Source organism: Hymenobacter norwichensis DSM 15439 (assembly GCF_000420705.1).
Classification (GTDB): Bacteria; Bacteroidota; Bacteroidia; order Cytophagales; family Hymenobacteraceae; genus Hymenobacter; species Hymenobacter norwichensis.
Map to the genome: position 1 here is coordinate 506,100 of NZ_ATVL01000009.1, position 18,514 is coordinate 524,613.

General features: G+C 60.0%; 10 protein-coding genes. 8 read left to right on the forward strand and 2 right to left on the reverse strand.

Annotated elements, in window-relative coordinates; translation table 11 throughout:
* Nucleotides 1–30: 30 nt before the first annotated feature.
* The 6 genes from G536_RS30840 to G536_RS30845 all read left to right on the forward strand — a co-directional run bounded on the left by G536_RS30840 (nt 31) and on the right by G536_RS30845 (nt 13,413).
* A complete protein-coding gene (locus G536_RS30840) occupies nt 31–2,793 on the forward strand; it encodes a choice-of-anchor I family protein (RefSeq protein ID WP_084708668.1) in 2,763 nt (920 codons plus the stop codon).
* Between the two features lie 243 nt (nt 2,794–3,036).
* Nucleotides 3,037–4,506: a PhoX family protein gene (locus G536_RS0117045; RefSeq protein WP_022824812.1), complete on the forward strand. Its 1,470-nt coding sequence runs from the start codon at nt 3,037–3,039 to the stop codon at nt 4,504–4,506.
* A gap of 102 nt (nt 4,507–4,608) precedes the next feature.
* Entirely contained in the window at nt 4,609–6,489 is a 1,881-nt protein-coding gene (locus G536_RS0117050) for a cytochrome-c peroxidase (RefSeq protein ID WP_022824813.1), read from the forward strand.
* 356 nt (nt 6,490–6,845) lie between these two features.
* Complete coding sequence (locus tag G536_RS0117055; protein ID WP_022824814.1) at nt 6,846–8,288, forward strand: 3' terminal RNA ribose 2'-O-methyltransferase Hen1; 1,443 nt, start codon at nt 6,846–6,848, stop codon at nt 8,286–8,288.
* Nucleotides 8,289–8,471: 183 nt separating this feature from the next.
* Complete coding sequence (locus G536_RS0117060) at nt 8,472–10,481, forward strand: OmpA family protein (RefSeq protein WP_022824815.1); 2,010 nt, start codon at nt 8,472–8,474, stop codon at nt 10,479–10,481.
* 316 nt (nt 10,482–10,797) lie between these two features.
* Nucleotides 10,798–13,413, forward strand: coding sequence for a S8 family serine peptidase (locus tag G536_RS30845; RefSeq protein ID WP_084708670.1), 2,616 nt, complete (start codon nt 10,798–10,800; stop codon nt 13,411–13,413).
* A 150-nt stretch (nt 13,414–13,563) separates the two neighbouring features.
* Here the strand turns inward: G536_RS30845 and G536_RS0117070 are convergent, their stop codons facing one another.
* Complete coding sequence (locus G536_RS0117070; protein ID WP_157530713.1) at nt 13,564–14,643, reverse strand: hypothetical protein; 1,080 nt, start codon at nt 14,641–14,643, stop codon at nt 13,564–13,566.
* A 206-nt stretch (nt 14,644–14,849) separates the two neighbouring features.
* On the opposite strand from G536_RS0117070, the gene G536_RS0117075 reads away from it, so the two are divergent.
* A complete protein-coding gene (locus G536_RS0117075) occupies nt 14,850–15,290 on the forward strand; it encodes a DUF5991 domain-containing protein (protein WP_157530715.1) in 441 nt (146 codons plus the stop codon).
* A gap of 336 nt (nt 15,291–15,626) precedes the next feature.
* Here G536_RS0117075 and G536_RS32270 read toward each other — a convergent pair whose 3' ends face one another.
* Nucleotides 15,627–15,800 (reverse strand): SMI1/KNR4 family protein, encoded by a 174-nt coding sequence (locus tag G536_RS32270; protein WP_022824820.1) that lies wholly within the window; start codon nt 15,798–15,800, stop codon nt 15,627–15,629.
* 76 nt (nt 15,801–15,876) lie between these two features.
* On the opposite strand from G536_RS32270, the gene G536_RS0117090 reads away from it, so the two are divergent.
* Nucleotides 15,877–18,504 (forward strand): polynucleotide kinase-phosphatase, encoded by a 2,628-nt coding sequence (locus tag G536_RS0117090; protein WP_022824821.1) that lies wholly within the window; start codon nt 15,877–15,879, stop codon nt 18,502–18,504.
* The last annotated feature ends 10 nt before the right edge of the window (nt 18,505–18,514 follow it).

Here is an 18,514-nt window from a genome sequence, read left to right on the forward strand (position 1 = left end):
TTGACGCTTCCATCATCAACCTTCCCAAGGATGCGTCAAACTTTACTATCGGGAGTGCAAACCGGCCTGGCCGTGCTGGCGCTGAGTGTAGCCACTACGGCAGTTCACGCTCAGTCGGTAGCGCAGAGCTTCGAGAATGCCACCACCGACACTTGGGCGTACACGCCCACGCCGGCCACTTACAACGACCTGGCTGCCACCGACCAGTGGGCTGTGCTAACCACTATCGGTACGGCGGGCTCTGGCCTCACCGTGGCTACGCCCTCAGCGGGGGCCAACCTGTGGGGCGGGCGCGACCTAGAAGGTCCGCTCACGGCCAACGCCAGTATCTGGCATTATCTGGACTTCGCGCCGGTAGCTATTCAATCGGGTAGCACGGCGGCCAATACCATTACCTTCAAATACTTCAGCAACGCCCTCGACAACCCTGATTCGCTGGCGTACGTGGTGCGCTTCGACAACGGCACCACGTGGCCGGTGCCGCGCACTTACACCCAACTCAGTAAGGATACCCAGGCCTGGACCACCGTCACGGTGGCTGTACCCGCCGGCAGTACGCATGCCCGCCTGCGCCTGGCCGTGCGCCAAAACGGCAACGACGACTGGGTGGCTTTCGACCAGGTAAGTTTGGGCCAAGGCACGGTGGTAGTGCCAACTCCCGACTTGGGTTTCACGGGAACTACTACGCCGCTTATTGTAGCCGAAAATGCCGGCTCGGTGGTGCTGCCGCTGAGTATCCGCAACGCCAACGCTACGGCCAGTACCGTGCAGGCGGTGGTGGCGCCGCTCGGCACGGCCACGGCCGGCACCGACTTCACGTTTGCCAGCCCTCAAACCATCACCTTCACGCCGGGCAGTTCCACGCCGGTTACGCTCACGCTGCCCATAACCGATGATGCCACGGCCGAGCCCGCCGAGTATTTCACAGTGCGCTTGCAGAACCCCACCAACGCTACCCTTACCACCGGCGCCACCGAATTTCTGGTGTACATTAAAGACAACGACACCCAAGCGCCAGCCCGCGTCGGCAACCTGCGCCTGAGTTTGCTGGGTAGCTACCAGAATGGCGTGAGCGGCACCAACTCGGCCGAAATTGTGGCCCACGACCCCACAACGCAGCGCCTGTACGTGGCCAACTCCATCGGGGGCAAGCTCGATATTCTCAACTTCGCGACGCCGGGTGGTATTACGCCGGTGGCTTCCATTAATATGGCGCCCTACGGCGGTATCAACTCGGTGGCGGTACGCAACGGGCTAGTGGTGTGTGCCGTGGAGGATGCAGTGCTGCAAAATCCCGGCAAGCTGGTGTTCTTCGACCAGAATGGTACCTTCATCAAGCAGCTCACGACTGGCGCCCTGCCCGACATGGTAACTTTCTCGCCCGATGGCCGCTACGTTATTTCGGCCAATGAGGGAGAACCCAACCCAGCCTATACCAACGACCCGTTGGGTTCGGTAACGGTGGTAGATGTGAGCGGCGGCATTGCCAATGTCACGCAGGCCAACGCCACTACCGTTGATTTCAGTGGCTACAACTCGCAGGCGGCGGCGTTGCGTGCCTCGGGTATCCGCATCTATGGCGGGCCGGCTACGGCGCCCGTCAGCTCGGTAGCGCAGGATTTGGAGCCCGAGTATGTGGCCGTATCCGCTGATTCGCGCACGGCCTACATCGGCTTGCAGGAAAATAACGCCATAGCTACGCTGGACCTGGCTACGCTGCAGTTTACCAGCCTGCGGCCCATCGGCTACCAAGACCACAGCCAGCCTGGCTTCAGCTTCGATGCCTCCGACCAGGCCGCCGACGTGCTACTGGCCAATTGGCCGGTGCGCGGCATGCGGCAGCCCGATGCCATTGCCTCGTTTGAGTTGCCCGCCGCTCTGGGTGGTGGCCGCTACCTCATCACTGCCAACGAAGGCGACGCGCGCGACTACGACGGGGGCTATTCCGAAGTCGTGCGCCTTGGGGCGGCTGGCTACGTGCTCGACCCCACGGCCTTTCCGCAGGCGGCCACGCTGAAAAACAACAGTGCGCTAGGCCGCCTGAACGTAACTAACCGCCTCGGCGACACCGACGGTGACGGGGACTTCGATGAGATTTACGCTTTCGGGGGCCGCTCGTTCAGCATTCTTAACGCCACCAACGGCGCGCTGGTGCACGACAGCGGCGACCTGCTAGAACGCCTCACCAGCACCGACCCCACGTTCGGCAGCATTTTCAACGCCAGCAATACCACCGGCAACCCCGTCCGGAAAAACCGCTCCGACGATAAAGGCCCCGAGCCGGAGGGCACGACCATCGGCATGATCCGGGACACGGTGTACGCTTTTATCAGCATGGAGCGCCAGGGTGGCGTGTTGATTATGAACGTGAACGACCCGGCCAACCCGCGCCTGGTGCAGTACCTCAACAACCGCAGCCTGACTACCGGTACCGGCGACCAAGGCCCCGAAGGACTGGTATTCGTGTCGGCCGCCAACAGCCCGACCGGCCAGCCGCTGCTGCTGCTAGCCAACGAAGTCAGCAGCACCGTGGCCGTGTACCAGATTGGGTTGCGCGGCGTGCTCAGCACGGCTACTGCCCGCCCGGCTACACCGCTGCACCTCTACCCGAACCCAAGCCAGGGCGGCCGGGTGCAGTTGAGCCGTGCCGTAAGCGGCACTCTGCACGATGTGCTGGGTCGTCCGGTACGCACCCTGAGCAAGGCGCAGCAGTTTGAAACGGCGGGCCTCGCGCCGGGTGTGTATGTACTCCGCGCCGAGGATGGCGCCAGCTCCAAGCTGGTGGTTCGTTAGACTTGCTTTCGTGTCTTATTGCTAGGCCGCATTATTATTACTGCATTGCTACCAAGCCCCATCCGGTTATCGGGTGGGGCTTTTTGCTGCGCCAAGGTCGCGCCGCCTTACGTAAATCATACAGGGGTGTTACGGTCCTATCTAGAAAGTAGCAGTTCAATAACAGGTCCGTAACAATGTAATAACGGTGGAGCAAGTCCTTTGCAGCATCATTAAACCAATCTCCAGTTTCCTTTTACCGCTATGAATTTCAACCGCTACGCCATTGTGCCTAAGCTGCCTGCGTTGCTGCTATTGGCCCTGCTCGGTGCCTGCAACGACTCTGACAACGAATCCAATCCGACTTCCGAAGTGGTGCTAAAAGCTCACTCCGTGAACCCGGCGTTGGTGAAGGCACTGCCCGGTTTCGATAATCTGGAAATTCTGCCCCTCATCAGCTCCGACGACGTGCTGCCGGAGTCGCCCAACTTCATTTTCGGGGCGCAGCCTGATGGTTCGGGCATCCTCAAGAACCCGAACGGCGAAGGCTACATCCTGCTCAACAACCACGAAATCATGTTCTCGGTGTCGCGGGTGTACCTCGACAAAACCTTCAAACCCACGAAGGGCGAGTACATTCTGGACGGCGACGGCGGCAACTTCCGCTTGTGCTCGGCCACGTTGGCTATGCCCGAGGAGCACGGTTTCGGCCCCATGTTCCTGACCGCCGGCGAAACCGACGGGGAGAGCATGGTACACGCCATTGACCCGCTCGGCGCTGTGAACAAGAAGGACCGCGGCCGTATGAAGCCGGCCCTAGGCCACGCTTCGATGGAAAACGCCGTACCGCTGCCCAAAGACGCTTATCCTGGCAAAACGGTTATTATCATTGGCGAAGACGGCGGCAACGGCCAGCTGATTGCCTACGTGAGCAACACCGTGGGCGACCTGGACAACGGCAAGCTCTACATGCTCAAGCGCACCAACGCCGACCCGATTGAAACCAACATGGTGGCTGGCCAGCAGTACGACGTGGAGTTTGTGGAAGTGGACAACGCCAAAACCTCTACCGGCGCTCAGATTGCGGCGCAGTCGGTGGCCAAAAACGCCATTCAGTTTGCCCGCGTGGAAGACGTGGACTACCGCAAAGGCGGCAACGGCGCCGGCCGCGAGGTGTACTTCACCGCCACTGGCGTCAGCCAGTCGGATAAGGTGACGCCCGTAACCGGCTTTACCATGTGGGGCCGCGTGTACAAGCTCACCATGCAGGCCGACAACGTGCTGCGTGGCAAGCTGGAAGTAACCGTGGATGGCAGCACCGACCCCGGCAACAGCATCGTGAACCCCGACAACCTGTGCGTGACCAACGACTTCGTGTACATTCAGGAAGACGGGGACTCGTTCTACGCCAACAACCGCCACGACGGCCGCGTGTGGCAGTACGGCATGAGCAACAAGCAGCTCAAGCCAATGCTGGAAATGAACCACCGCCGCACCGATGCCACTTTCAACGCCAAGTACAACAAAAGCAACGACCAGCGCCTGAGCACCTGGGAGTACGGCGCCATGCAGGATATTTCCGACCTGGTGGGCGTGCCCAACACCTTCCTGCTCAACCTGCACCCCCACACCTGGCAGGACGATAAGTACCTGAACGCCGACGGCTCCAGCGAAACCCGCAACAAGAACAAGGAAGGCGGCCAGGTGGTCATCGTGCGCGGCGTGCAGCGCTAAGCCCAGCATTATTTTATTTGATTCCTAGCCAGCATCCTGCCCTCCGCCGATTATCGGCGGGGGGCTATTGGCATAGGGGCGTCCCGACTTTTTTCGCTTTCCATGTTCTCTCAGTTGTTGGTTGTTCTTCGCTCGTGTGCGCCGTTGCTGGTGGCGGCGCTGTTGGCCCTGGCGGGGGCCTGCTCCCGGTCGGGGGCCACGGCTACGGAGCCGGCCGCCACGCCCGCGCAGCAAGTGCAGCAGCACGTAGCGCAGGAGCTGGCTCGCCTTGATCGGCACGTGCGGCAGCAACTGTTGCCGCTGGCTACCCGCGGTACGTCTCTTGATTCGTTGCGGCGCAGCTTCCGGGCCTGCCGGCTACTGTATAAGCGGGTGGAGCCCTTCACCGAATACTACATGCCCGGCACCGCCCGCCTGCTCAACGGCCCCCCCATTGGGGAGGTGGAAGTGGCCGAAAACAAGGACTTCGAGCCCGGCGGCTTTCAGGTGCTGGAAGAAATGCTTTACCCCGAGTATGATGCTGCCAACCACGCCGAATTAGTGCGCGAAGTGCGGGCCGTGCAGCGCGAAATCAGCAACGCCCGCACCCGCTGGGAAGTGCAGGAACTCACCGATGCCCACGTATTCGACGTGTTGCGGCTGCACGTATTTCGGGTGGTGTCGTTGGGTATCACCGGCTTCGACACGCCTCTCAGCCCCGCCGCCACCTTCCCTGAAACGGCCGCCACCCTGGCCGCCCTGCAACCCGTGCTGGCGTATTACGCGCCTACTACATCTGCTGCCAAGCCAAAGCAGCAAGCCTACGCCACCGCCCAGCAACAGCTCACGCAAGCGGCTCGCTACGCCCAGTTGCACCCCGATTTCAACGCCTTCGACCGGCTGACTTTCATTAAAGACCACGCCAACCCGCTGGGCCAGGCGCTGTTGGCCTGCCAGCGCGAACTGGGCATTCAGCCCTTCCAGGAAGTGCGCGCCCTGCGGTCCGATGCCGCCACGCTCTTTGATTCAGCCGCCTTCAACCCCGATTATTACGCGCCTACCACCGGCCACTACCGCACCGCGGCCCGGGTAGCGCTAGGCCGCCAGCTGTTCCACGACCCGGTGCTGTCGGCGGGCAACGGCCGCTCCTGCGCCAGCTGCCACCAGCCCAACAAAGCCTTCACCGACGGCCTAGCCAAAAACGCCACCCTCACGCCCGGCGGCCTGGTCCGCCGCAACACGCCCACCATCCTCAATGCCGCTTTGCAAGCCGGCCAGTTCTACGATTTGCGCTCCACCACCCTCGAAAACCAGGCGGTGGACGTGGTGGGTAACCGCGACGAAATGCACGGCTCCCTGGAAGATGCCGCCCGCGAGCTAACCCGCCGCCCCGAGTACGTGCAGCAGTTTCGGCGGGCGTTTCCGCAGAGCGAGGTAGGAGCGAAGGCCACCATCACACCGGTACAGATTCAAACGGCCCTGGCGGCCTACGAGCGGAGCCTGGTGCGGCTCAATTCCCGCTTCGACCAGCACGTGCGGGGCGAGCGGCAGGCATTGAATGCGGAGGAAATCCGGGGTTTCAACGTGTTCATGGGAGCCGGTAAGTGCGGGACCTGCCACTTCGCGCCGCTGTTCAACGGCACGGTGCCGCCCGGTTTCACCGAGGCCGAATCGGAGGTGCTGGGCGTGCCGGCCACCCCCGCCGCTCGCCGCCTCGATACCGACCAGGGCCGCTATGTGCAGGTGCAACTGCCCCAACTGCGCCACTCCTTCAAGATTCCGACCGTGCGCAACGTGGCCCTCACAGCGCCCTACATGCACAACGGCGCCTACCAAACCCTGGAGCAGGTCATCGACTTCTATAATAAAGGTGGCGGTAAAGGCCTGGGCCTGACCGTGGACAACCAAACCCTACCCGATACCCCGCTCAACCTTTCCGCCCCCGACCAAAAGGCCCTGAAAGCCTTCCTGCTAGCCCTCACCGATACTACCAGCACCCGGTAGCTCCGCCGTTGGCATCTGCATAACGCCCCGGCTGATAATTCAGCCGGGGCGTTTGCGTGTAAGAGTATTAGACGCAGAAAGCCAATTTTCAGGCCGTATGGATAGTTGCCTAACAAAGGCCGTCTGTCATGCAGAGCGGAGCGAAGCATCTCGCGTGCTGAGGTTGCAACAGTAATCCTGACGTCAGCACGCGAGATGCTTCGGCGGCGCCTCTGCATGACGGCCGTATTTGGGTGTGAGTTGCTATAAACTGTCTATTTAAAGTCACAAAGCTATACGGCTCTCGATGCGGCCGGCTTCCGTATCTTGCTGCGGCCTGCCTTGGGTGGTGCCGTATTCTATTTAGTATCCCTACTATGCTTCTCACAATTTCCACCACCCACCAGCCCGCCACCGACCTGGGCTACCTGCTCCACAAAAACCCGGCGCGGCTGCAATCCGTGGATATTGCCTACGGGCAGGCCCATATCTTCTATTCCGAAGCCACGGCCGAGCGCTGTACCGCCGCCTTGTTGCTCGACATCGACCCGATTGCGCTGGTGCGCAACCACCGCGGCCCGGCCGGGGAGGGGTTTGCGCTGGAACAATACGTGAACGACCGGCCCTACGCGGCTTCGTCGTTTCTGAGTACGGCTTTGTCCAAGGCTTTCAATACGGCCATGAACGGCACCTGCAAAGACCGGCCGGAGCTACCCGAAACGTTGCTGCCTTTGGAGGTAACCGTGGCCGTAATGCCCGCGGCCGGTGCCGAGCAGTTGCACCGCCTTTTCGGGCCCTTGGGCTACGCGGTGGAAACCCAGGCCCATCCGCTCGACCCCACCATGCCCGACTGGGGCGACAGCCGCTACTACACGCTGCGTCTGCGCCACCCCGGCCTCCGCCTGCGCGACCTGCTGAGCCACCTCTACGTGCTGATTCCGGTGCTCGACCGCGGCGACAAGCACTACTGGATTGGGCGGTCGGAGGCTGAGAAGCTGCTGCACCGCGGTGGTGAGTGGCTGCCGCAGCACCCCGAGCGGGAGTTTATCACGCGGCGCTACCTGCGCTTCGCCGAGTTCATCAACCCCACGCTGGAGCGCCTGCTGGCCGGCGAACTGGCCGCCGCCGACGACGTTGCCAACGAAGAACTAACTGCCGAAGAAACCACTGACCCCGCAACGGCCACGGCAGATGAAGCCACCGAACCGGCCGCCGCTAAGCACAAGCTGCACGATATTCGGCTGGACCGAGTAGCCGAGGAAATCCGGCGCCTGGGGGCCAAGCGGGTACTGGACCTGGGCTGTGGCGAAGGCAAACTACTGCGCCGCCTGCTCAAGATTCCGCACGTCGAGCATGTGCTGGGCATGGAGGTGTCGCACCAAGAGCTACAGCGGGCCCACGAGCGGCTGCACGTAGCGGAAATGCCGCCGCGCCAGCGGGAGCGGCTTACGCTGGTGCAGGGCTCCTTGCTCTACCACGACCCGCGCCTGGCTGGCTATGATGCCGCAGCCGTGGTGGAGGTTATCGAGCACTTAGATGAAAGCCGGCTGGCCGCCTTCGAGCAGGTGGTATTTGCGCGGGCCCGGCCGGGAGCCGTGCTCGTCACAACACCTAACGCCGACTACAACCAGCGCTACGAAACCCTGTCGGCTGGCCAGTTCCGCCACACCGACCACCGTTTCGAGTGGACCCGGGCGCAGTTTGCCGAGTGGGCCGCGGGCGTGGCCGAGCGCCACAACTACCGGGTGCGTACCGAGCCGCTAGGGCCGGAATATGAGGAGGTCGGCGCGCCGTCGCAGCTGGCGGTGTTTGAGCGGTAGGCTGGGCGCACGTTAGGGAGTAGAAGTCTTGATACTGAAAAGCTTAGGAATTCGGTAGGGTAGGAGTCGATAAAAGGCAAGTAACAAGGAATCATAGCAGGTGCGTCTGCTTCACTGCGTCTAACACGGCGCCGTATGATTTTTTGCACTTACTTGACAAATTATTGGTTGTTGCCACTACGTATGAAGGGCTTGTTGACGTTGTTTTTAGTGGGGTGCTGGCTGATGGGGTACGCGCAGGTGCCAGCCACCCCGCAAGTGTACGCGAATCCGCAGGCGGGCTACCAGCTCACGTACCCGCAGGCGTGGCAACTGCGCCAAAACGCCAGTAAAACCGAAACGACTTTCTTTGCCGGCGATACCTCGAAACTCGCCCCGGCGGTGGTACTGATTGTGCGGCTGTTGCCCGAGCAACCCCCAAATCTATTGGCCCGAAATCAGCAGGATTCACTGTGGCGCAGTGTCCGGCGCTTGCCCCGTTCCCAGGTGTTGCGCCTCGACCAGCATGACGCCGGCAGCTACCAGGAGCTGCGCTACGATTACACTTTCGCCTCGGACTCAATAGGCGCTACCCGTGTGCATGTGCTGGGGCGCCGGGTATGGCGCGGCAACCAAGAGTTTCAGTTGGAATACTGGGCCACAGTCGGGCAGGAGGGCCGCGCCCTGGCCGAAGGGCAGCAGGTGGTGGATTCGTTTGGGTTTACCAACCAGCCAGCCGGCCGCTACCCCGCCGGGCAGCAGTGCGACGACAAGATGTACGGCATTGCGGCCCTGCGCTACGTCAACGATATTTGGGAGGACGACTGCCGCACGATTCACGAGTTTTCCGTGACGGACCCGTCCGCCTCGCCCAAAATTCACCGGCAGGTGCTGCCGTTTCAGTCGTACGCGCTGGCCAAGGGCTTCGACAACTGCCTGTACTCGGTGACCAAGGCCCCCACCAACGCCCCCGAATACGTGTACCGCTACAACCCCACCACCCGGCAGGGCGAGTACACCCCCTGGCAACTGCCGGCCCAGGGCCCGGAAACCGTCTGGATTTCGGCCGCCACCGACGAGCGGGGCGACTTGTATTTCAGTACCGCCGACGCCAGCCAGCTGGTGAAAGTTAGCCCCGCCGACAACTCCGTAACCGTAATTTGGGCCACCGACCCCGTGCGGCAGGCGTCCTACTACTCAACTATCGGGTTTGCGGGGGCAGGTTCGCACGGCAATTTCTGCCTCGACGATGCCAATACACTCTACCAGATATACAGCACCGATGGCTCCCTGATAAAGGTGGACCTGAACACCCGGCAGCCCGCCCCCGAAATGATTTCTCTGGATGGCCTGCCCGAGAAAGGCGGCTACAGCGACGTGCTGCTGCAAATCGACAAAGCCGGCCGCCGCCGCTTGTTTCTGGCCGGGCCCAATTCTTTGTACCGGGTGGATTTGGAGCGGCGCGAGGCCTACCGGGTGCGCAGCGGCATCTATACCGATTTGGCGGGCTGCAACCTGTTTCAGGTCCCCGACCCCGATGCCCGGCCAGCTGGGCAAAGCGTTCCGGCCATGCCTACGGCCGCAGCGCTGCCCCCGGCGCCGGCCGTGTGGCGTGGGCGCGTGCTCGATGCCGCTACGTTGAAGCCCTTGCCGCAGGCCCAGTTGCGCCTGCACTTGGCTAGTGGTAGCGGCGGCTTCGGTCCTGCTGCGTCACTGGCGCCCGATGGGTCATTTGCCGTGCCGGTGCAGGCCAACAAGGACTACGCTGCGCGGGTGCGCCTGGTGGGCTACCTCACCACCGACAGCACCTACCGGACGCTGGCGGGGCCTTACATGCAGGATATTTTGCTTCGGCCCTTCACGGTGGGCACCACGTTGCGGCTGGATAACGTGCAATTCGAGCAGGGCACCACCCGGCTGCTGCCGGCGGCCTACCCAGCCCTGGATGAACTGCTGGCCATCCTGAAAGAAAACCCCAAGCTTACCATTGAGCTGCGCGGGCACACCGACAACGTGGGCCCCGCCGAGAAAAATCAGATTCTGAGTGAGCAGCGCGTGACGGCCATTCGGCTTTACCTCATCGGTTTGGGCATCGTGCCGAAGCGCATCAGAGGGGTAGGGCTAGGCGGTACCCAGCCCCGCGCCAGCAACGACCGGGAAATTACCCGCCAACTCAACCGCCGCGTGGAATTTCGGATAACGGGTGTCCAGTAAGTAGCCGGTACTTCTTGGGCAGAAACCCAGGCTGCAAAGTAAGCAGCCGGTTTTGCCGTGTCGGTGGTTTAGGTAACACATTGATAGTAAAGCTATTGGAGCAGTGATTTATCGGCAGGCGTATCAGCTAGGCGTGGTAGTGGGCAACAGTCAAGCAGGAACATAGTAGCGCAAGGTTTCAGTCCGAGAATCCTTTGAAGGTGCCAAGTGTATAAACAATCTTATACGCATTTGATTTTATTTATATAATGACATTATTTATAAATATACTTATACCTTGTGGCGTACAATCATTTCATCTATCTCCCACACCTACATGAAAAAAACAGTACTCCAACTGGGCAGGCTAGTCGCTTGTACCAGCTTGCTGTTCGGCACCCTCACCAGCAGCTACGCGCAACAGGGTAAGGCAAAAGAACAGAAGTTCAAGGCGACCCTTGAGCTACGTGAGCTAGCCAATAAATCCACTACAGCATCCCGTACGACCATTGGTGGTGGGTTGCAGAAAGCAGACCTGTTACAGGTTAGAAACGGGTACGTGGTAATTGATGCCGCCTCCGAGCAGGCCGATGGCCGCGCGTTGCTCAAAACCCTGCAAAAGCTGGGGCTGAAAAACGGCGCAGTGTTTGGCCGGATGGTATCGGGTGAGTTCCCCATCGATAAAATCGACCAGCTGGAGCAGATTAACACGCTGCACCAGGTTGCGCCATCTTACCAGCCCATGCACAACGTGGGCGCCGTAACGTCGGAAGGCGACAAGGCCATGGGCTCTGACAAAGCCAAAACCACTTACAACGTAACGGGCTCAGGCTCGAAAGTGGGCGTACTTTCCGACACCTACGGCGCCATTGCCGGCGGGCCTGCCGCGGGCGTAGCCTCCGGCGACCTGCCCAACGACGTGCAGGTGCTCCTAGACCTGCCTACCGGTTCAGATGAAGGCCGCGCCATGGCCGAAATCGTGCACGACGTGGCGCCGGACGCCAAAATTGCTTTTCACACAGCATTTGCGGGTCAGGCTTCTTTCGCTAGCGGCATTGTACAGCTGGCCAACTCCGGCTGCAACGTCATCGTCGACGACGTTATCTATCTGGACGAGCCGATGTTCCAGGACGGCATTATTGCCCAGGCCGTTGACCAAGTGGTGGCTCGTAATGTATCGTACTTCAGCTCGGCTGGTAATCAGGCCAACAAGTCGTACCAAGCACCTTTCCGCAATTCCGGAGAATCCATTATTGTGGATGGGGTGAATTACGGGGAGGCACATAACTTCAGAACAGACGGGACAGTAGATACCCGGCAAACCGTTACGATTCCAGCGGGTGGCAATGTTCGGTTGGCGTTGCAGTGGGCTGACCCATTCTTCTCGGTTAGCGGTGGCGCCGGCGCCCGGACTAACCTCAACGTTCTGGTGTACTTCAACGGGGCCCTGCTGACCAACCTGTCTCGGCTGGGCAACAACATTGGCGGCGACCCATCCGAAATTCTGAGCCTGACGGCTGCTGGTGGCGCAACAATTGAAATTGCTATTACAAAAACGGCTGGTCCTGATCCGGCTGTAATAAAGTACGTTGACTTCGGAAGCTCCGTAATCACAGAGTACGCTACCAACAGCTCCACCTCGTACGGCCACAACAACTCGGCCGGCGCGGTAGCCACTGGCGCCAGCGCGTGGTTCAACACGCCAGCCTTCAATACCAACCTGACTCGTCCGGTTGTCAACGGCTTCTCGGCACTGGGTGGCACGCCGGTATTTATTACGACGGCGGGCGTAGACACGGGCTATGACCCGAGCAAAATCCGCCGCAACATTGCCGTGGTAGGCCCAGATGGCGGCAACAACACATTCTTCGGGGCCGATACGCCAGCCGATGCGGATAACCTCCCCAACTTCTTCGGTACCTCGGCCGCCGCGCCACACGTAGCCGCCGTGGCTGCCCTCATGCAGCAGTCTGCGGGCAACACGCTCACGCCTAAGGCCATTGAGGATGCGCTGACCAGCACGGCTCTCGACATGGATGACCCCTTCACTACTGGCTTCGATACCGGCTACGATTTGCGCACGGGCTTCGGCTTCGTACGGGCCGAGCAGGCCATTGCCGCCGTAGCTAATCCCTGCCTAAACGACGTAACGCCGCCTACTATCCTGGCCGCGGGCTTTATTGTGGGTTTGGAAGCTGATGGTACGCGCACCATTGAAGCCGCCGACGTGGATTACGGCAGCACAGACAACTGCGGCATTGCCTCGATGACGCTCGACAAAACCCGCTTCACCTGCGCCAACATCGGCCCCAACCAGGTAACTATCACCGTGCGTGATAATGCCGGCAACTCGGCCTCGCAGACCGTCACGGTATTTGTGGTGGATAACACGGCGCCGCGTATTCTGGCTGCCGGCTTCCAGACGCAGCTGCAAAACGGCACCCGCACCATTCAGGTTGCCGATATTGACTACGGCAGCACCGACAACTGCGGTATTGCCTCAGTACGCATTAGCCCGAGCACCTTCACCTGCGCCAACGTGGGCCCCAACCCAGTGACCATCACCGTAACTGACAACTCCGGCAACGTGGCTACGCAGACCGTGACGGTTATCATCCAAGCCGATGCCACCTGTACCAGCAGCATTGCTAGCCGCGGCAGCAACGCTACGTCGGGTGCTAGCCTTAGCAACGAAAGCCAGCTGCAAGCCTATCCGAACCCGGTAACCGACCAGGCTACCGTGTCGTTCCGCCCCACGCAGGCCGGTACGGCCCAGGTGAAAGTCTACAACCAATTGGGTGTGCTAGTGGCTACGCTTTACGACGGCCAAGTGGAAGCCAGCCGCCTCTACAGCGCTACGCTGAACGGTGCTCCACTGGCTGCCGGCGTGTACAACTGCCAGCTCATCACCAACGGCAAGGTGACCAACCAGCGCCTGCTCGTGAGCAAGTAAGCAACGGCACGCGGGTTGTTCTTAATACGCCCGTTTAGCAGTTATTACTCACAAAAAAAGGGAATGAAGCCTGGCTTCATTCCCTTTTTTGTGAGGTAAGCAGTAATCAGCCAGCGTAATGGCCGCTGCTATACCGTCCGCGAGGTAGGCCTACTCGTAATACTGATATAAGTAGCGATAAAAAACAGGTTTCTCACTACGAGCATTCGAGGTTTCGCCCTGAAGCAGACCAGAGGGCAGATAAGAGAATACGGTGTAAGATGTTTGCGTGGGAGTTTGAAGACCGAAAGTGGTAAGCTCAGAGCCAATCAGTTGATTGATAATATTATACGAATACTTGGTCATCGTTTCAGAGAATTGCCCCTGCTGATTTAGCCGCTGCCGATTGGTGTGTTGTACCACTCGATTGTGGATATCATAACGCCACCACTGTCTGGGAACAAGCCCTTGCGTATGGCGCATAGCAGATACCAACTGTTTGTAAGTGAGTGTCTTGATTTTGAATTTTATAAACGCGCTGATCTTTTGCAGCCGGGCTGCTTTCGCGAGGTCCAACTCCCCGGTTTCGTAGAGGCGGCCTTGGCGGCTTAGCCGGTACGTAGCAGTACTACTCAGCAACTGACCCGAATAGGTATACCGGGAGTGCAATAGCAGTACCGTATCCGGGTGGGGAGTATAGCGCGTAGTGCGCTGGTACGCTTTCAATCCCGTTACTGCCTCCCCGGTGAGAGTGCGCTGGGTGCGGGTTTCCTTTATCAACGTGTCAGCCCGCTGCTCTAAAGTAGTTTCGCTGATAGTGAACAACTTGCCATTAGGCCGCAACCCTTGGTGGGTGCTGCTGCCCAATTCTGGGTTATAGTTGAAGAGGTAGGAGTACACCAAGTTTGGGGTTGGGTATAGAACAAGACTAACGCAATGTCCCTGTGCATCGTAGCTCCATTGCTGGTGGGCGTGCGGGGGCAAATAGGTATCAAGCCGCAAAAAACGCCCCGCCGTATCTATCTCCTGGTATGACACCGTATCCCGGACGTCGCCCTCCCCATTCAGCCGGACCTTTACTATGGACCGGACGCGGGTGCGCCTATATAGGTTGCGGGTTACGGAGTCGGGTGAAATGGTAAGCAGCTCCACTGGCTCATCGGCCCCCGCCGATATGGTTTGGGCTACGCCAGCTAAAGGAAGGCTCAGGCACTGGACGCCCACTATGGCAGCCACTACAGGAATGCGCATAACAACTATCAGATATAAATAATGAGCATGCGCCACGTCGGCAGATGCCTTTCAAACCTACACGTTGTAACTCAACTTTGCTGCATCTGGCCAGATGCACGTATTCTGATGCAAGTTCATAATAAGCTAGCCACACTAATCCACCCCAACCAGATGCAGCCGGCTAGCGTTTCAGAAGTTGTGTTTCATTATTCTCGCTTCCACTTATGATAACGTTGCTCGTGCGCCCGCTCCTTTGGTCTGTTCTGGCATTTGCGGCGCCCGCAGCTACTGGCGTGCAAAACTGGATGGGCACTTACCAATACGAGGAAAAACCTGTGAAAGCCCTGGCTGGCTACAGTATGGCCATGATGTGGAAACTCAGTCTGCAACCACAGGACAGCAGAGCCCTCGGTGGGCTGCTTAGTGTGGAAGGCCAGCAAACATACATGAAACTGAAAGTGCGGGGCACGGGGAGTGCTCAGGACGCTCAAATCACCTTCCTGCAACTGGTAGACGGCAACGACTACCAGCAGTTCAAGCCCGGCGACGTGCTGTTCCGCTTGCGCAAAGACCCGAAAGGTGCCACCCGAACGTATTGGGGCAAGCTTCAGCCACGTTTATCGGAAACCTATAAGGATGGACAAATAAGCTTCATGCGGAAGTAGGCGAGATAAGTAAATAATGCTGCTGAATCATAGCGCCAAAACCGTGTGAAAAATAGCGTTTTAATTCAAGTACGTAGTTGTCTAGCTTCCTCGCGCCAGTTGTAAAGTCCATTGTCTTCAAAAACGCCACCTTGTAGAAACCGATTGAGAAAGACAGCCAGCGAAGTGGTTAGTGTAACATTCATATTATGAATACGATAGTGTTCCGGAACGTCACCTAGCTCAACCTCCCATAAGTCGCAGTAGATAAGGTATTCCGCCAAGTAAAAATGTTTGGGTTTTAGCTGTGATTTTTGGTCTAATATTTCCTCTAGCAGAATCATTTGGAATTCGTTCTCAGCGGAGTGAAACCCATTGCAAAAAGTAGAACGTTTTGAAATCGGCGGGGAGAACTAGGGCCATTTCCTGTTCAAACTGCTGAATCAGCTGCTCACTCGCGCCGGGATACAGCGTAATATCCGTTTGGTTCAGGTTAGCTTTGAGCGTCGATAGTAACTCGTGAATTGTCATGGAGTTTTGCTTGGATTTGGCAGCAAGAAGCCTGTTATAGCGTGACTATCTGCACTTGATATTCCTTTATATTCCAATGCTCCAAGATACGCTCAAGCTCCCCGAACTCTCGCTCGTCCTGCTCATTGGTACCTCCGGGGCGGGCAAATCCACGTTTGCGCGGCGGCTGTTTCAGGCCACCGAAATTGTGTCGTCGGACCAGTGCCGGGCGCTGGTGGCCGATGATGAGAACGACCAATCGGCCACGCCAGAGGCTTTTGCCTTGCTGCATTACCTGGTGGGCTTGCGCCTTAAGCGGGGGCTGCTGACGGTGATAGATGCCACCAACGTGCAGCCCGAGGCCCGCAAAACCCTCGTGCAACTGGCCCGCGACTACCACGTATTGCCCACCGCCATCATTCTCGACGTGCCCGACCGTCTGGCCGAGGACCGCAACCGCCAGCGTGCCGAGCGGCAGCACCTGGGCCGCCACGTGGTACCGCAGCAGCGGCAGCAACTGCGCCGCAGCCTCAAAACGCTCAAACAGGAAGGCTTCCGCCACATTTTTCATCTGCGCGGCACCGAGGAAGTCGACGCGGTGCAAACCATCGTGCGCGACCCGCTCCACAGCAACCGCAAGCAGGACTCCGGCCCCTTTGATATTATCGGCGACGTGCACGGCTGCTACCAAGAGCTGGTACAGCTGCTCACGGAACTGGGCTATTCGGTGGAGGAACAGCCGATAACGGATGTGCGCGACTTGGGCGTGCGCGTAACAGCTCCGGTGGGTCGGCGGGCGTTATTCTTGGGGGATTTGGTGGACCGGGGCCCAGCCTCACCTCAGGTGTTGCGACTGGTAATGAGCATGGTACAAGGCGGCCAAGCGTTGTGCGTGCCCGGCAACCACGATATTAAGCTACTACGCTACCTCAACGGCAAGCAAGTAAATGAGCAGCACGGCTTCGCCGAGACGGTACAGCAGCTGGCTTCGGAGTCAGACACGTTTAAGAGCCAGGTGCGGCAGTTTCTGGATGGGCTAGTGAGCCACTACGTGCTCGATGGGGGCAAGCTGGTGGTGGCCCACGCCGGTATGCGCGAAGAAATGCAGGGCCGCGGCTCCGGCGCTGTGCGGGCCTTCGCGCTGTTCGGCGAAACCACCGGCGAAATCGATGAGTTTGGGCTGCCGGTGCGCTACAATTGGGCTTCGGAGTACCGCGGCCGGGCCATGGTAGTGTACGGTCACACGCCCGTGCCCGCCGCCGAATGGCTCAACAACACCATCGACATTGACACTGGTTGCGTGTTCGGCGGCCACCTCACGGCCATGCGCTACCCCGAGCGGGAATTGGTGTCGGTGCCAGCCGCTGAGCTGTACTGCGAGCCGGTGCGCCCGCTCGACTATCTGCGTCAGCAGCACGAACTGGCAACTGATACCGCACAACCCGCAACTCACCTAACGGCGCAACAAGCCCACGATGACCTGCTTGATATCCGCGACGTGACGGGCAAGCAGATCATCAAAACGCGCCTGCTACCGTCCGTGACGATTCGGGAGGAAAACGCGGTGGCGGCGCTGGAGGTGATGAGCCGGTTTGCCCTCAACCCGAAGTGGCTGCTGTATCTGCCGCCCACCATGAGCCCCTCCGAAACCTCGGCGCTGCCCGATATGCTGGAGCACCCCGCCGAGGCCTTCGACTACTTCCGCCGCCAGGGGCTGGAGCGAGTGGTGTGCGAGGAAAAGCACATGGGCAGCCGCGTGGTGGTGGTGCTGGCCAAGAACGAGGACGCTGCGCGCCGCCGCTTCGGGGTGGTAGGCGAGGGGCCGGGCAAGGTATATACCCGCACCGGCCGCAACTTCTTCACCGACGCCGCGCTGGAAGCAGCCTTCCTGACGCGCCTGCAAGACGCCCTCACCACCGCTAGCTTCTGGGAGCGGTTCAGCACCGATTGGGTTTGCCTGGATGCCGAGTTGCTGCCGTGGTCGGCTAAGGCGCAGGAACTGATTAAGAACCAGTACGCGGCCGTAGCGGCCGCCGCCACCGCCGCCCTGCCCGAAGCCGCCGCCGTACTTACCCAAGCCACCGCCCGCGGCCTCGATGGGGGGGTGGAGGCACTGCTGGCCCGCACTACCGCCCGTCAAACCGCCGCCCAGCACTATGCCGAAGCCTACCGGCGCTACTGCTGGCCGGTGGACAGCCTCGCCGATTTGCGCTTGGCCCCATTCCACTTGCTAGCCACCGAGGGCCGCACTTACTTCGACAAAGACCACGCCTGGCACATGGAAACCCTACGCGCTATTTGTCTAGCCGATGAAGGCCTGCTCCGCGCCACGCCCTACCGCGTGGTGCACCTCCAAGATATTGCCGATGTGGAAGCCGCCACCCAGTGGTGGCTGGACCTCACGGCGGCTGGCGGCGAAGGCATGGTAGTCAAGCCCTACGACTTCATCCCGAGCGGCCAGAAAACGCTAGTGCAACCCGCCCTTAAGTGCCGGGGCCGCGAGTACCTGCGCATCATCTACGGCCCCGACTACCTGCTGCCCGGCAACCTAGAGCGCCTGCGTGAGCGAAGTGTAAAGTCCAAGCGTAACCTGGCCCTACGCGAGTTCACCCTCGGCGTGGAAGGCTTGGAACGGTTCGTGGCCGGCGCCCCGCTGCGGGAAGTACACCAGTGCGTGTTTGGCGTGCTAGCTCTGGAAAGCGAGGCCGTAGACCCGCGGCTATAACAGCCTTGCT

Excerpts from the sequence above, each read along its gene's own strand:
- G536_RS30840 (WP_084708668.1), top strand. The coding sequence starts at position 31 with ATGCGTCAAACTTTACTATCGGGAGTGCAAACCGGCCTGGCCGTGCTG.
- G536_RS0117045 (WP_022824812.1), top strand. The coding sequence starts at position 3,037 with ATGAATTTCAACCGCTACGCCATTGTGCCTAAGCTGCCTGCGTTGCTG.
- G536_RS0117050 (WP_022824813.1), top strand. The coding sequence starts at position 4,609 with ATGTTCTCTCAGTTGTTGGTTGTTCTTCGCTCGTGTGCGCCGTTGCTG.
- G536_RS0117055 (WP_022824814.1), top strand. The coding sequence starts at position 6,846 with ATGCTTCTCACAATTTCCACCACCCACCAGCCCGCCACCGACCTGGGC.
- G536_RS0117060 (WP_022824815.1), top strand. The coding sequence starts at position 8,472 with ATGAAGGGCTTGTTGACGTTGTTTTTAGTGGGGTGCTGGCTGATGGGG.
- G536_RS30845 (WP_084708670.1), top strand. The coding sequence starts at position 10,798 with ATGAAAAAAACAGTACTCCAACTGGGCAGGCTAGTCGCTTGTACCAGC.
- G536_RS0117070 (WP_157530713.1), bottom strand. The coding sequence starts at position 14,643 with ATGCGCATTCCTGTAGTGGCTGCCATAGTGGGCGTCCAGTGCCTGAGC.
- G536_RS0117075 (WP_157530715.1), top strand. The coding sequence starts at position 14,850 with ATGATAACGTTGCTCGTGCGCCCGCTCCTTTGGTCTGTTCTGGCATTT.
- G536_RS32270 (WP_022824820.1), bottom strand. The coding sequence starts at position 15,800 with ATGACAATTCACGAGTTACTATCGACGCTCAAAGCTAACCTGAACCAA.
- G536_RS0117090 (WP_022824821.1), top strand. The coding sequence starts at position 15,877 with ATGCTCCAAGATACGCTCAAGCTCCCCGAACTCTCGCTCGTCCTGCTC.